The organism is Saccharobesus litoralis (assembly GCF_003063625.1).
Lineage (GTDB): Bacteria > Pseudomonadota > Gammaproteobacteria > Enterobacterales > Alteromonadaceae > Saccharobesus > Saccharobesus litoralis.
The window spans coordinates 4,950,414-4,965,140 of record NZ_CP026604.1; the positions used below are offsets into that span (position 1 = coordinate 4,950,414).

Annotated in this window: 11 protein-coding genes; 4 read left to right on the forward strand and 7 right to left on the reverse strand. The window is 42.2% G+C overall.

What is annotated here, in order from left to right; all coding sequences use genetic code 11:
• Positions 1–98 precede the first annotated feature (98 nt).
• From C2869_RS18670 to C2869_RS18685, 4 genes are all read right to left on the reverse strand, one after another.
• A complete protein-coding gene (locus tag C2869_RS18670; protein ID WP_108604368.1) occupies positions 99–1,292 on the reverse strand; it encodes an immunity 49 family protein in 1,194 nt (397 codons plus the stop codon).
• 2 nt (positions 1,293–1,294) lie between these two features.
• A complete protein-coding gene (locus tag C2869_RS18675) occupies positions 1,295–1,531 on the reverse strand; it encodes a hypothetical protein (RefSeq protein ID WP_108604369.1) in 237 nt (78 codons plus the stop codon).
• Between the two features lie 43 nt (positions 1,532–1,574).
• Positions 1,575–1,901, reverse strand: a complete 327-nt coding sequence (locus C2869_RS18680) for a helix-turn-helix domain-containing protein (RefSeq protein WP_159084234.1) — start codon at positions 1,899–1,901, stop codon at positions 1,575–1,577.
• Positions 1,902–1,985: 84 nt separating this feature from the next.
• A complete protein-coding gene (locus tag C2869_RS18685) occupies positions 1,986–2,825 on the reverse strand; it encodes an REP-associated tyrosine transposase (RefSeq protein ID WP_108604371.1) in 840 nt (279 codons plus the stop codon).
• 247 nt (positions 2,826–3,072) lie between these two features.
• Between C2869_RS18685 and C2869_RS18690 the strand changes: the two genes are divergently transcribed.
• The 3 genes from C2869_RS18690 to C2869_RS18700 all read left to right on the forward strand — a co-directional run bounded on the left by C2869_RS18690 (position 3,073) and on the right by C2869_RS18700 (position 5,543).
• Positions 3,073–4,026, forward strand: a complete 954-nt coding sequence (locus C2869_RS18690; RefSeq protein ID WP_108604372.1) for a hypothetical protein — start codon at positions 3,073–3,075, stop codon at positions 4,024–4,026.
• Complete coding sequence (locus C2869_RS18695; protein WP_108604373.1) at positions 4,026–4,577, forward strand: hypothetical protein; 552 nt, start codon at positions 4,026–4,028, stop codon at positions 4,575–4,577. Before C2869_RS18690 ends, C2869_RS18695 begins: the two co-directional genes overlap by 1 nt.
• An 81-nt stretch (positions 4,578–4,658) precedes the next feature.
• Entirely contained in the window at positions 4,659–5,543 is an 885-nt protein-coding gene (locus C2869_RS18700) for a hypothetical protein (RefSeq protein WP_108604374.1), read from the forward strand.
• Between the two features lie 86 nt (positions 5,544–5,629).
• Here C2869_RS18700 and C2869_RS18705 read toward each other — a convergent pair whose 3' ends face one another.
• Together C2869_RS18705 and C2869_RS18710 are read right to left on the reverse strand one after the other, a co-directional pair.
• Entirely contained in the window at positions 5,630–8,305 is a 2,676-nt protein-coding gene (locus C2869_RS18705) for a nitrate reductase (RefSeq protein WP_108604375.1), read from the reverse strand.
• Positions 8,306–8,330: 25 nt separating this feature from the next.
• Positions 8,331–9,551: an NAD(P)/FAD-dependent oxidoreductase gene (locus tag C2869_RS18710; RefSeq protein WP_108604376.1), complete on the reverse strand. Its 1,221-nt coding sequence runs from the start codon at positions 9,549–9,551 to the stop codon at positions 8,331–8,333.
• Positions 9,552–9,849: 298 nt separating this feature from the next.
• Between C2869_RS18710 and C2869_RS18715 the strand changes: the two genes are divergently transcribed.
• Positions 9,850–10,905 carry a peptidase M42 gene (locus tag C2869_RS18715; RefSeq protein WP_108604377.1) on the forward strand — a complete coding sequence of 352 codons (1,056 nt, stop codon included), beginning with the start codon at positions 9,850–9,852 and terminating at the stop codon, positions 10,903–10,905.
• A gap of 132 nt (positions 10,906–11,037) precedes the next feature.
• Here C2869_RS18715 and C2869_RS18720 read toward each other — a convergent pair whose 3' ends face one another.
• On the reverse strand, positions 11,038–14,499 hold the full coding sequence (locus C2869_RS18720; protein ID WP_108604378.1) for an HzsA-related protein: 3,462 nt from the start codon (positions 14,497–14,499) through the stop codon (positions 11,038–11,040).
• Positions 14,500–14,727: the final 228 nt, after the last annotated feature.

Consider the following 14,727-nt stretch of genomic DNA (forward strand, 5'->3'; position numbering starts at 1 on the left):
TACAAGCCGGTTGATACGTTAAGTCAGTTGATAAAGTAACGAAGCAAAACCTGAACAATGGTGGCTTACGCTCATACTTCGCTAAACCACCCTACAGGTTATTTGATTACAACTTGAGTATCGGGGTTATCACCCATAACTTCTGACATTTTCTGTTGCCACTTTTGCTTGATATCAGGTAACCAATCGTCAAAGTGTTTTATCGTTATTGGGCGCAGCGAATACGCCGCTAGATAACCGTCTTCACCTAAAAAGTCGATAGCAAATTCTTCGCTTGGCAATTCATTGTCTTTTAAAAATTGCTTAGCAGCTTTGGCTAATGCAGTGCGTTTTCTGTTGGTGTCACTTTTTAGCTCAAAGCTTACGTCTTTTTCTATATAAATGGGTTTATCAACATAAGCTTCGGCTGGTGGAACGATGTTAACCACGGGATTAAAGTCACTGTAATCAAAATCACCATAGGCTAGCCACTCTGGAATATAAGCATTGGGTTCAGGCATTTTAAAGCCATGTTTATCATAGGCTAATACCGCAGCTGCGCATAAAAACGGTGGCACCCAACCTTCAGCTAATTGTTCGCGTTGTTTATCACCAAAGTGTTTACGACTATCAGCAAGTGCTTTAGTTAAACGCTTATGATATTCACCTTCGTGACCATATAAAATCGCCAGCAATACATTAATAAACGGCATACAAACATGATAAATGTAAGACTGCCTACGTGCTGGTATTAAGTCTGGTTCAGATAAACGCATTACCTCAGCCAACAACACTTTAAGGTCAGCCTCTGCATCGAATACGCCTTTAAAGAAATTACAAAACGCGGTATGAAATGGCAAAAACTCTACTTGCGGGTGAAAAAAGTTCTCCACCTTGTATTGGCATAAATTATCAATCGCAGCTTTATCGCGCGCCATCATGGCCAATGCCAATGCCTGACTCCAAGGTTTAACGCTAGTAGATTTGAATGTTTTTTTACCTACAGCATTAAAATTAGCGCCATCAATATAAAAGGTATATTCACTCCCTTGATTTAACGCCAAGTAGTAATAGGTTTGGCACAATTGATGCGATAACTTTAAAAACTTCACTGAATCATTGTGCTCATTTGCTATAAAGCATGAACTAAAATATTCGTAGAAATCTTCACTACTGCTAAAAGCACCATTGTTTGCACCTTGGCCTTTTATGTAGTTTTTAGGATATCTTGATTTCCATGTTCCACTATAGTCCTCCATCGCTATCTCATACATAACTTTAGGTTTTTTATAGGGAAAATGAGAATTGATCATGTTTAATTACCTTGCGCACTTTGGTCATAATTAGTCACTTTTATTGTAGCGTTAGGCACACTATTCTTTTGTTTGTCAAACTGCTGATGCACCACTTTGTACTCAAGTGTATTATTATCACTTGCGTTTTTGAGTGCATCTACCGTTTTCTTAAAGTTATCCACTTCTATTTTGAATGCACTATCGTTCTGATATTCAGGAACCAACGGAACCAACGGGGTCAGAACCAACGGGGTCAAACCAACGGGGTCCAGTCAACGGGGTCAGGTCTTTACCTTTGCATCACGCATTATCAGCCTTCTTTATTATTCTGCTCACTGTGGTGTAATGCAACCCAAAGTAGTCCGCTATTTTCTTCTGCGTATAACCGCCACTTCGATACGCCGCAACTATCGCCTCACTTCTTTTGGGGAACGTTTTTTGATAATACGCTAACGACTCTGCTTGCCTTCTTTGCTGAACATTAGGTATTTCATCAATTACGGGGAGGTCATTTTCGCTGGGTAAATAACGCTTGGCAAATGTTTCATCGCCCAAAAATATCTGATGCGTAATAGCTTGCCAAAAATCAGCTTCTGATTTTTGCTCTACATATTGCTTAAACAGCACAATCGCTTTCGCTTCGTAGCCAACGGGGTCAGGTCTTTACTCTTGCAAACCAACGGGGTCAGGTCTTTACCTTTGCATTATGCATCACGCATTATCAGCCTTCTTTATTATTCTGCTCACTGTGGTGTAATGCAATCCAAAGTAGTCCGCTATTTTCTTCTGCGTATAACCGCCACTTCGATATGCTACAACTATCGCCTCACTTCTTTTGGGGAACGTTTTTTGATAGTACGCTAGCGACTCTGCTTGCCTTCTTTGCTGAACATTAGGTATTTCATCAATTACGGGTAGGTCATTTTCGCTGGGTAAATAACGCTTGGCAAATGTTTCATCGCCCAAAAATATCTGATGCGTAATAGCTTGCCAAAAATCAGCTTCTGATTTTTGCTCTACATATTGCTTAAACAGCTCAATCGCTTTCGCTTCGGATTTAGCAAAACGCGCTAATACAGTTTTTCTCACTAACCAGTCTGGGCTATTACACCTACCAACCATAACTGGATAACTACTCCAATTATATTGACTGACTTGATTTACCATTTTTGCGCGAAGTGGATTTTGAATAACATATCGTATAAGGGTTTTATAGTAAGTATCTGAATCAACCAATATACTTTTGAAGCGACCTTGAAACACATGACCGCTGCGCCCCCGTTTTCGATTAAATCTTTGGGTGTAAACGCCGTTGAGTTGACGCATACCTAACGATAGGTTTCCTTCTGGCGTTTCTACCACTAAATGATAGTGATTAGTCATTAAACAATAAGCATGAATTAGCCAATTGTAACGTTTACAAACATCGCCAAGTGTATCAAGAAACAACAGGTAATCTTGCGATTCGAGGTAGATGTCTTGACGGGCGTTCCCCCTTGACGTTACATGATACAACGCGCCCTCAAATTCTATACGCAGCGGCCTAGCCATAGTGAAATCCTTTTATTGATGATAATCCTAATAACACCCAAGTTTAGATCAATTTACACATAACGCACGAGTAAAGACCTGACCCGTCGTTCTTTTACCACCAAAAGCCCCTTAAAAAAATATTTACACCCAATAAGCAATTTCATATACTGTTAACAATCAACCAAAATAATAAGTAGTAATTAGTTGGCTTGTTTTATTTTTAGATAAAACATTATTCAAATAATAATCAATACGGACATTTTGTATGAAATTAAAATTAAATACCGTCGCATTATCTGTGTTACTCGTTTCGCTAGGAGCGAATGCGGACAATAATAAATTGGCTAATTTTGACCAATCGGCCGCACAGGTGAATAATGCGAAAAAATACGAACTTAATGGCGAAATTAAGATCAATGACGCTGGCGAAATTACGGAACACAGTAGTCTTCCTGAGTATATGCGTGGTCTTGATACGGCAGAATTCGAGCAAATCATGGCTAAAGCGTTAGAAGATTATTACCTGACGGGCGAATACAACTTCCCCATTGCACCTGGTGATGAGCTTTGGGGCAAGTTAAGCTTAAGCCAGCGTGTGCAAGTAAGCACTGTGCCTGAAGAAGTGTTATCTGTAATTTCGACCGAGCAACTTGTTGAGCTTCTACAAGAAAATCCAAATGCCAGTAATATGTTGGCATACAACTCAATAGAGGAAGGATTTTCAAAGACCTCGGGCAAATCGAACGTAATGGCCGAGCTGGTTAAACGTCAGGATAATACCGACGTATTAGTTAAGAAGTACTCTGAAACAAACGTCGATAAGCCTGTACCAGGTCAAAAGTTGAGAAAGAGCAAAGCGTTTAAACAAAGTCTCTTAGAGTTGGCATTAAGCCATCCTGAGATCTTTGAAGTTGCAAGTAAAGATCACCGTTTGTTAACTAAATTTGCCGCTAAATTAGAGAAAAAATTGGCTAACAACGATGACTATATGCCGCATGATCTAAAAGCCTCTGAAGTATTCCTTAAAAAAGCCCTTACCCAAAATGGCTATTTAGGTGCTAAGGCGAATAGCGAATATGCGCAAATCGCCGATCAGCTACTTCCTAAAGATGCGAAGAAAGGTGCAGACGGAAAAGTTCAGTTGACCTACAAACAATACCTAAGATGGTTAGCTAAGATTGGTAAGAAAAACGCAAATAACATCAAGGAAGGTAAATAATGAAAAACCTAATTAAAACCTCTAAATATCTAGCGATGATCTCAGCATTATTGCTCAATGTTTCGGTAATTGCAGCAACGGTATCAACGCCTATGGGCACATCTGTCACGGTACTAGAGCGAGCACCGTTAACATCATCGCAGGTAGCTGCTTATAACCAGAGCTTTTTGGATTCATGGCCTTATGCGCAACTAATTGAAGATGCTTCATCTTTATATAACTGTCACTCTTTCGCATTCTACTGGTTTAATCCAGCTAACCCGTACTGGATGAATGATCCAAGTGCCTACTGGCAAGACGGTAGCTATAATGTCGTAACCGATGGTAGCTTAGCTTATCGCGATAACATTGAATATTATGAAAATGGTCAGTTACAGCACTCGGGGCCGGTTTATTCATATAACAATGGTGTAATTGGCGTTTTATCTAAGTGGGGTTCTTGGCCGATTGCCTATCACCACTATCTATATACGCCGTATACGCTAGAAACCTCGAATAGCACCTCTTATATTCCAGGTATTAGTCTGCAATTGGTTAGAAAAGCATATTAATTCACCGCGAATAACCGCTAAACCAGTTAATAGGGAAATATTTTATTTCCCTATTTTTCTTTTTATGAAGGACTACAATCTATGCTAAAACCGTTATTAATCTTCTCTGCTCTCTTGCTCTGCGCCAGTTGTGGTTCAAGCTCTCCAGCTATTGATGACCCTAGAGCGCAGGACGATACAAAAAAAGAAGAAGTGCAAGATAATCGAGAAATTTTACGAGAGTATAACCAAGAGAGTTTAGAACTCATCACAGGGCTGATGGAGCAAGCTGCATTAGATTATTACGACACTGGCAGCTACCAATATCCTATTCGTCCGGGGTTAGACACATGGGCATTACTATCGACTAAAGGAATGGTATATGTTTCAAGCGTGCCGGAAGATATTTTACCCCTGCTTGATCAACAAGCCTTGCTGCAATTAGCCGCAGATCACCCTATGTTTGCAAACATACTGGCTTACGACGAGTTTTCTGGGTTTCTTAGTGCCTTCAAGCGGTATTGCAATGCATTGGCGTATTTACTGGAAGAGTCTGACGCAGAAAGCTTTTTACTAGAGCAATATTTAACTTCACCGATTGACGGTAATGAGAGTGATCATATTAAAAAGATTCTGCTGGGCGCTCTGCTATCAGAGCAAGCGAGCTTAACTAACCATGTCGATAATAGAGACTTTGTGCAAAGTCTGTATGAAAAGTTTAGCTATCAATTAAATTTGCTAACCCTTGATGAATTTATCTACTATCAACCTTCTTTAAATGTCTCTTTGGCCTTAGCTATCCCCGTATTGAAAAATGGCGGTTATTTACCTACAAAATTTAAAGACGGTACAACGGCTCCATTTAATGAGTTATTATTAAGTGATGAGCAGTTAGAGCTACTACAGCGCGAAGACGGTAGTTTTCATCGAGTAGATATTGATGCGTTTATCATAGATCTATTGCAGACTTACCTTGAGAATTGGTGATCAATAATTAAATCAATGCCCAAAGCTCAATACAGGGAAGCCACATCAAGCAGAAAACATACGTTTTGGTGGGGGTGAACCCCACCCTACAAGAGCTTAGCAATTAGCCCCGATAGCTCAGGAATACACGAGCCGCAGTTTGTGCCGCATTTAAGTACCTTACCCAATTTTTCCGGCGTATCGGCACCTTCGGCAACGGCTGCCTTGATCTGGTTTTCACCAATTTGAAAACAAGAACAGACAATAGCGCCTGGCGAGGCTGAGTCATCTCCTGGTTGACCGGCTAACCAAGTAAATCGCTCTAATGGCTCTGGTGTTTCACCTAACAAGCCACTTAACCAGGCAAATGTAGGTAAGGTGAATGTTGAGGCGGCAACCACAAACGCGACTTGTAATTGCCCATCAATAAAGCCCAATGCTCGATAACCAGCATTGCTTGGATCATGCATATCTACCCAATCATTAATTTCGGGAAAGGTTTGTTGTAACCATACAGGCCAATCCTGCGCTGCCGCTTGATCAGCAAAAGGATAACAAGCGCCTTTATCTACTGAGACTTTAGCCCAGTATTGGCTGTCAGGTTGAAAATTAGCATCACGTGTAACAATAAAACCGTGATAGTTAACTTCAAATTTTCTGACACGCGCTGGGCTGTGTTTAAACTCGGGCTGACCACACAAAGGGTCGACATTATCTAAAACTAAAGCCCCTACCCGACTATGAGCGGCAAATGCATCATTCCAATGCATAGGGATAAATACATCACCCACTCGTTGATCTTCGGTTAATCTTGCGCGCCCTAAATAAGTACTGCCTTGATTTTGGCACTCAACCAAATCATTTTCTGCAATATTTAATCGCGCGGCATCTTGCGGGTTGATCTGCACAAAAGGCTCTGCAATATGAGTGAGTAAGCGTGCCACTTTGCCGGTACGAGCCATGGTATGCCATTGATCGCGGATCCGCCCTGTATTCATCACAAATTCATTTGGCCTCGCTTGTTCCGATGGCAAGCGGGCGGTAATTGGCACAAATTGCGCTTTACCATTGGCGGTATAAAACTGACCATCGCTAAACAAACGACGCGAACCTTGCGGATTGGCTTGATTAACCGGCCATTGCACTGGTTTTAAGTTTTCATACTCAGCTTGGCTGATATTCGCAAAATAAGAAATATCAAACGCGCGATTGTAACTTTGTTGGCGCTGATACCCTGACAAGGCCGCATGCTCAGCAAAAATTTGGTAGGGATGATTAAAATCAAACGCCTGCTCAAAACCCATGTATTTGGCAAAATCACAAATAATTTGCCAATCATTTTTGGCTTCACCCGGTGCGGCAAAAAACGGTTGTTGACGACTAATGGTGCGATCAGAGTTGGTAACCGTTCCCGATTTTTCGCCCCAAGTTGAAGCCGGTAGCAATACATCGGCTAAGTTACCGGTATCTGTATTATCGTTACAATCACTCACCACCACTAGCTGACATTTTTGCAATGCGCGTTTAACTTTGTCAGCATTCGGCATACTAACAACCGGATTAGTCCCCATTATCCATACAGCTTTAACTTGGCCACGATCAATTGCATCAAATAGGTCGACCGCTTTTAAACCCTCTTGCCGGGCCATATTGCTGGCCTGCCAAAAGGTTGCAAGGCGGTCTATATCACTGTCGTTAAAACTCATGTGAGCAGCCAACTGGTTAGCTAAACCGCCCACCTCTCGCCCCCCCATGGCATTCGGTTGACCCGTGATAGAAAACGGCGCTGCACCTTCGCGACCAATTTTACCTGTCGCTAAATGACAATTGATAATGGCATTGCCTTTATCAACACCTGACGAAGACTGGTTAATACCTTGCGAGAACAAAGAAACCACTTTTGAGTTGTTGGCAAAAATTTCATAAGCCGCGCGCACATCTGCCTCGGGTAAATCACAAATGTTAGCTACGGTTGCTATATCCGGTGCTTGTTGCCTTGCCGCGGCGATACTTTGCGCGAAACCTTGAGTATGTTGCGCAATAAAGGTCTTATCCAAATAATCTTGATCGACCAAAAACGTCAGTAAACCGTTGTAAAAATACGCATCCGTGCCGGGTTTTAATGGCAAGTGGAGATCAGCAATGTCACAAGTTGCCGTACGCCGCGGATCAATCACGACAATTTTAATGTCGCGCTCTTGCTTGGCTTTGTTTATACGCTGAAAAACAATAGGATGGGCATAAGCCGCATTAGAGCCGACAAAAAATACCGCATCTGTGCTGTCTATATCTTCATATGTGCCTGGTACCGCATCGGCACCAAATGCACGTTTATGCGCGACTACAGCCGACGCCATACACAAGCGTGAGTTAGTATCAATATTGGCTGTACCCAAAAAACCTTTTGCCAGTTTATTGGCAACATAATAGTCTTCGGTCAACAGCTGACCAGACAAGTAAAAAGCCACTGAATTAGGGCCATGCTCAGCTATGATTTGTTTAAAGCCGTCTGCAACATGCTGTAAAGCTTCGTGCCATGTACGAGTTTGGCCATTAATTTTCGGGCTTAGCAAGCGATTTTGTAAGTTTGCCGTTTCATGTAACGATGAGCCTTTAACGCATAACCGCCCTTGGTTTGCTGGGTGATCTTGACGACCCTCTACTGCCACTAATTTGTTGTTTTTTATGGTGGCCTTTACCCCGCACCCCACACCGCAATATGGGCATGTGGTGTTTTGCGTTTTAATGGTGTCGATGTCTGAGGTGGAAAAAATAACTGTCATGAAAAATTACCATTTAAAAAACGATTTATGCCGCGCTGGCATATTCTTGGCCAAACAATATATTGGGTAATAAAGCGGTTACATCTTGCTGCTGTTGCAGTAAATCAAAATACCAAGCACCGGAGCGCACATCGCCAAACAAAACGATGCCTTTGATTTTGCCTGATTCAATAATCAGTTTGCGATATATATTCTGCTTGGCGTCTTTAATTATCACTTCATGCTGATTATCGTGACTAGCGGCAACAAGTCCTGCAGAATAAAGATTGATACCTGAAATTTTAAGCTTAGTGGCGATTGGCGCGTTAACAAAAGGCTCTACATCACCATCGCTTTGGCACAAACGCTGCGCTAGCGTTTTAGCATGACGCCACAGCGGATCGACCAAACCAAATGTCTGGCCTTGAAATTCAACACATTCACCCATTGCGCTAATACTGGTATCAGAAGTCAACATGAACGAATCTACATTGATTGCGCGTTGGCCTTGTAAGCCAGCTTGCAAACCAATTTCAGCGTTAGGGGTGATCCCTGTCGCGACAATTGCCATATCGCAATCTAATTGTTGGCCATCTTTTAGGCGCGCACCTTGTACTTGCTGCTCGCCAATAAAGGAGTCAACTTCATTGCCTAAGCAAAAGCTTAAGCCACGGGATTCTAAATTGGCTTGCAACATATCAGCCGCGGTTTTATCCAGTTGACGATTCAACAACCACTTACCACGATGCACCAATGTGACTTCAACTCCATTATTGGCTAATCCCCATGCGGCTTCGAGCCCCAAAAAGCCACCACCAACCACAATTGCCTTTTGTGCTTGTTTGGCTTGGTTGATCATTTTTTGCGTATCGGCAATGGTACGAAACGGAAAAATATTATCTAAGTCGAGTTTTTTGGCTGGAATTTTAGCTGAGCGTGCGCCCGTAGCGATGACTAGGTGATCATATTCGATTGTTCGCCCTTTGGCGGTTGTGATGGTTTTGTGCTGGCGATCAATATGCGTAACGGCGTCACCTAAGTGCAATGTCACATTATGGTGCGAATACCAATCTTGATCTTTCTGGATAATGGTTTCAACCGACGCTTCATTCGACAAAACAGAAGACAACATAATGCGATTATAGCTACCATGCGGCTCTGCACTGACAACCGTCACTTGATATTGCTCGTGATTACGACTTTGTAATTCGTCTAAAAAGCGACCGGTAACCATGCCGTTACCAACAATAACTAATTTTTTTAACATTGGCTAAACTTCTCTCTTACCCAAAAGTAAGAGTGTCGAAAAACAATCTACAAATCTCATGAGTTAATTAACAACTCATCAACATGTTTTTGCCTCCTTGGCTTATTTCGCGATCTGTAGGTTTGGCTTAACGACAGACTCTCCCGACATTGGGTGTCTTGTGTGGTGTTCCTATCTAAATAGAGATAAAGCAAAAACCAAACCAAAAATAAAAATGCAGGGTTGAAATTGAGAGACAATTACCCTCTATTGCGTATACCATCAGGCATTAAAGTTAAAATTGAAATTTAAAAAGTAAATGCTAAATAACGAGTTTATTGATTTATTAAAAACCTTAATTCGTAGTCCAAGTGTTGTGGGGGCTGAACATTCGTTTTTTAGAGTCCTTCAGCGTGAGCTAGAAGAACGTGGCGCTTCTGTTACTTGGTATGAAGGAGTGTTAGTGGCTCAAGGTAAGAAACCATTTAGCACTATGTTTTCAGCCCATATAGATAGGCATGGGCTTATCTGCACAGGCCCTAACGAATTTCAATTTGCGGCATTTATTGCAGCAAATAAAACGGATTTACTCAATAACTCAGTCTCTGAAGAATTAATGACAAAGGTAACAGAACGATTTAACTCAGAGGCGGTTTACGCTTACGAGCCTTGGTCTGGATCGTATCGCGGTGCTGGTGTAATCAAAAATTCTTATATTTGTGAGTACAGAAACAATCTTATTTTTGAAGTTGATGGTCTTGAAAGTGTCGTCGCCGGCACGCCTATAGCGTTTGAAGACAAACTTAAAATACACGATGGCCGGTTTTATGGTCAATTGGATAATGTGTTATCTGCAGCGGCACTGGTGCATATGTTTGCCCTAGGTTTTGAAGGCACGGCATTTTTTACAGCCCAAGAAGAAGCGGGAAAAAGTTGGCGTTATTTACTGGAATGGTTTAGACGCTTTGGTGGCTCAACCAATCGGTTATTTGTTGTTGATACTAGCCCTTTTCCTGACATTAAGACGACAAACAATCAGCTGGTTGTCTTACGTAATAAAGATGCGAATGCCGTATTTAATAGTGAGGCAACGTCAATCATTGAGGATATTTGTCGTCAGGAAAATATCCGATACCTGCACAAAGATATTTATTTAGAAGCCATAAATAAAAACTTAGTCGCTCAAGGTAGTGCACCTCAATCTTTAGGTAGTACTGAATTAGGACGTATTGTGATGGCTTCTCAAGGTATGGTTGACGGAACCACAATTCAAATACCCACAACAGGCTATCATACCATGGCAGAAACCGCGTCTTTAGAGGCAGTGGAAGCTTTTCTGCGGATCCTGCATTTATTAGCCAATAAAGAAAATTAAAGGTTCTACTGTGAGATTTTTATTCTTGCTATGGCTCGTCAAGCTTTGCAAGCATAAATGCTCGCCAAAAAAATCAGGTTTGCAGGTGTCAACCTGCAAACCTGATTGTCAACGCACTTTAGTATTCACCAATTAAGGCATGAGTTTTTCTAAGTAGCTTTCAATTTCTTCTGCTGTGCGGCGGGTAGATTGCGCGTTAACTAAACCTGTGATCAAGGCGTCTCCGCGAACGCCGCTCAAATAGCGCATAATCAGCACGCCATCGACTTGATCTTGGGCTAAACCGTCACCGTCTATATCCAAGGTTCTTGCAGTGTAAAATATAGGATTGGTGCCGTTTTGCACTTCATCAAAATCAGAAACGCCATCAAAGTCGCTGTCAGTTTGATAAGGATTCGTCCCCAATTGCATTTCTTGTTGATCAGACAATTGATCATTATCATCATCGTCGTCCACCATATCTGGGATAAAATCGCCATCATGATCAATCGGTACCGAACTCGCGATTAACGGATCACTACCTGATAAGACCTCGTCGCCATCTAAATAATTGTCATTGTCATCATCTGCATCACAGGCATCGCCTAAGCCATCGTTATCCGTATCAATTTGTTGCGGATTTTCAATATCAAGGCAATTATCATGACTATCAAAGACACCATCACCATCGGAATCAGGGATTGGCAAAGGACCAGCAGTAAATTTACGTGCTACTCGGCTAACATTACCTTGATTATCTTTAACCTCAGCGGTGATTGTGCCTTGCAAACCGCTAGGCATTGCTTGCGTCAGGTTGTAGGTATAAACACCGTCATTCTCACTGAATAATCCACTTAATTCAGTTCCTGCCGGTTGGCCGTCAATTTCAATATCAGCGGTTACAGAAAAGGTGTTGATATTGATCCCTGTATAAGCGTCAGCCATGCCAAGCTGTATTTTACTCACGCGACCATTTTCACCCGCTCTAGGGCTGGCCATGGTCAAGGTCGGTTTCACATCATCTGCATACCAACCCATACCAAGCCTGTCGTTGTAACTGGCGGTATTAATTGCACAACCCAAATCGATCCAGCGAGCAAATGTCATTTTTTCATCCATGGTTAAAGGTTCAACACCGCTATTAGGTATTGGCATGATACTACCGACATAATCGAGATCGGCACTATTAGCTGATGCGCCGGTTGGTAAACTACTAGCATCACCCGGAATGGATGCCGTGGGATGATCATCGTTATGCCAGCCGTCCATACGCTGACCAAAAACTTTCCAAACCAGTAAGCTGCGGCGACTCTGAAATTTTCTAACATAACGACTCGCATTCGTTTGCCGATACGTTTTGTTACTGATAAGGGCGGGGTAGCCACCAAGCTCCGCTTTTTGATCATCACACAAACGCATGAAGTCGTTAGGCAACGCCACTTTATGGGTTCGATCAACTAATTCATGATTATCCAATACCAAGTTCGCAGGCGGGTTTTCATTGTCTTGACTATGGCAACTAGCACATTTCTGTTCAAGAATAGGTCGAATATCTTTAAAAAATTCAACATTAACGACCGCTTGCTCTACCTGATTAACACTCGCTTCACCGGCTTCATTTTGGCTAATAAGTGGTGTTGTTTGAGTTAAATCCCATATTTGGTAATCAGGTTGCGCAGCTGCGGTATTTTCGAATTTTAATGGCTGTTGGCTGTGAGCATGGCACCCACCACAGTCATTCCGGACTTCGCCTGGTCGTACCTGATGCCAAGTTTGCGCCATGTTTAAAGTGGCACCATTTTTATCTATAGTTTGAAAAGTAAACGGCGTATCTGCTGGTATTTTTGCAAGAAAACTGGTGTCTGGGTTACCTTCAGGATCCAACACAGGCGAACCATCGGCGTTAAATTTTCTTAATGGTATTTCGCCAAGTATTCTTAATTTCTCGTTTGCGTGGTTGTAAAAGAAAGTATCGTTTCTATGGTGACTTTTCGGGCCATAGCCCTTGTCAGAGTTTGGCTCCATCGCCAGAATGCGTACCGCCCAAATATCACTGTCGCTATATTTACCCGCATCTGCTCCTTGAGTAAACCAATTGCTTGTACTGTTATTTTGGCTAGTATTAAAAACATCTAGTCCATCCCAATGGTTGGTGCCACGGGTAAAGCCTGGGTAAGTTTCTCGCTTATAAAATGAGCTAGAGCCAATCAAACCATAGGGTGTGCCTTCTGGCAATGCGGCGTTTAAACTGCCATCATTGGGTAGCCAGTCTAATTGTTGTGGTTCAGGTACACCATAAATTTGTTGGTAACTGACAACAGCTCGCGGCCAGACTTCATTAAAATTAGGGTCATTTTTAATTAACTCTAACTGCCCCATTTCAGTAACTGGCGCGCCGGAGCGGATCACATAAATACCTGAATCAACCGCAGGCCATGGCGTTGGACGGTTAAGTTTATTAACAGGGCCTCCAGACCACACAACCAGCAAATCATTATTGGGAGCGGCTGAAGGATGAGTATACTTACCCGTTCCCGCATCCGCCGCATTATCGCTTGCTGTCGATAATGGGGTTACCGAGTACATACCTTTTGGCGTGAATGGCATTTTAAACCCCGTAGACACGCCGCTACCCATAGCTATTGTTGGGTTATCATCTCGATAAGCATTGTGAAATGCCGGCTCTCCTGCGGCTTTAACCGGAATTCGATACAAGGCGCCAAAACCAAAATTATTCAAGTTATAGTAATCTTCAACCACCAATGAGCCATCAGACAACTGGGTCATAAAGTGGAACGCGCTAAACGCTTTAAATGAGCTTACAACAGGCTCCCATTTTCGGCCATCTGGTTGAATCGACCAAATTCCCCAATTACGCGCATCACGTAAGCCTTGGCTTTCATAAGTACTAAACATAATACGGCCATCTAGCATGGGGGTGGGATGTAACGCTGAACCTAAAGTCATAGGCGAAATAGCTTCAACATTACTACCATCTTCGTCCATAACAAACATTTGCATGGTTGGGCTGGTATAGCCTTTAGTTGGTTTATAACCGTTACGGTTACTGGTAAAAACAATTTTGCCACCTGGCAAAGGAGCTGGACCGGTATTTAAAATACCGTAGCCGAGTCGGTTGTACTCACTACTGGGGTTTAGCGGGTTAGACTCATCCCAATTGGCAATACCCGTATTGGGAGTAAATTCTTGAAAAGTTAACCGTTCAATTTCTCGGCTTTGTAAATGAATACGATAAATATCCGAACCCATCTTAGGTAAGTAAGATCGTTGAAAATTCAACGCTTCTTTTCTTACATCGGGAAAGTAACTGTAATATACCCATTGACCATCAAATGATACAAAAGGGTCGGTCACTGCACCAAATTCGGTGTCGATTAGGGTTTCTTCAGTGCCATCGGCACGTAATAAAACTAAATCGCTGTTAGGCTCCATTCGCCCTGGGTGAAACACCTCAGGCCAAACTATATGTTCATTATCGCCTTTACGAGGTTGTTTGACATAGACAATATCATAGTCAAAAGCGACAACTGGTTGTGTAGAAATAACAAATAAGCTTAACGCTGTCAGCCAGCGCAGATAGTAAAGGATTTTCATGACTGCTACCCTTGTTCCTTTCTGGTATATGAAAACAATGTGTTATGGTTTGTGCTTGTGGAAATAGCAAATTGTGAAATTGCCATCAGCAGTAAAGCATAGATATATGTCATATTTTCACCAGCACTTTTGCGAAAAGTGTTTAACAACTCACAAAAGTGGATAAAGCTAGAAAAACATAAGGGTGGATATTTAATCTTGGGCTATGTGTGCTTGCTTACTTGAACA

Bases quoted from the DNA above. Each gene is read 5' to 3' on its own strand.
- C2869_RS18695 (WP_108604373.1), top strand. From the start codon at position 4,026: ATGAAAAACCTAATTAAAACCTCTAAATATCTAGCGATGATCTCAGCA.
- C2869_RS18710 (WP_108604376.1), bottom strand. From the start codon at position 9,551: ATGTTAAAAAAATTAGTTATTGTTGGTAACGGCATGGTTACCGGTCGC.
- C2869_RS18670 (WP_108604368.1), bottom strand. From the start codon at position 1,292: ATGATCAATTCTCATTTTCCCTATAAAAAACCTAAAGTTATGTATGAG.
- C2869_RS18715 (WP_108604377.1), top strand. From the start codon at position 9,850: ATGCTAAATAACGAGTTTATTGATTTATTAAAAACCTTAATTCGTAGT.
- C2869_RS18700 (WP_108604374.1), top strand. From the start codon at position 4,659: ATGCTAAAACCGTTATTAATCTTCTCTGCTCTCTTGCTCTGCGCCAGT.
- C2869_RS18705 (WP_108604375.1), bottom strand. From the start codon at position 8,305: ATGACAGTTATTTTTTCCACCTCAGACATCGACACCATTAAAACGCAA.
- C2869_RS18690 (WP_108604372.1), top strand. From the start codon at position 3,073: ATGAAATTAAAATTAAATACCGTCGCATTATCTGTGTTACTCGTTTCG.
- C2869_RS18720 (WP_108604378.1), bottom strand. From the start codon at position 14,499: ATGAAAATCCTTTACTATCTGCGCTGGCTGACAGCGTTAAGCTTATTT.
- C2869_RS18685 (WP_108604371.1), bottom strand. From the start codon at position 2,825: ATGGCTAGGCCGCTGCGTATAGAATTTGAGGGCGCGTTGTATCATGTA.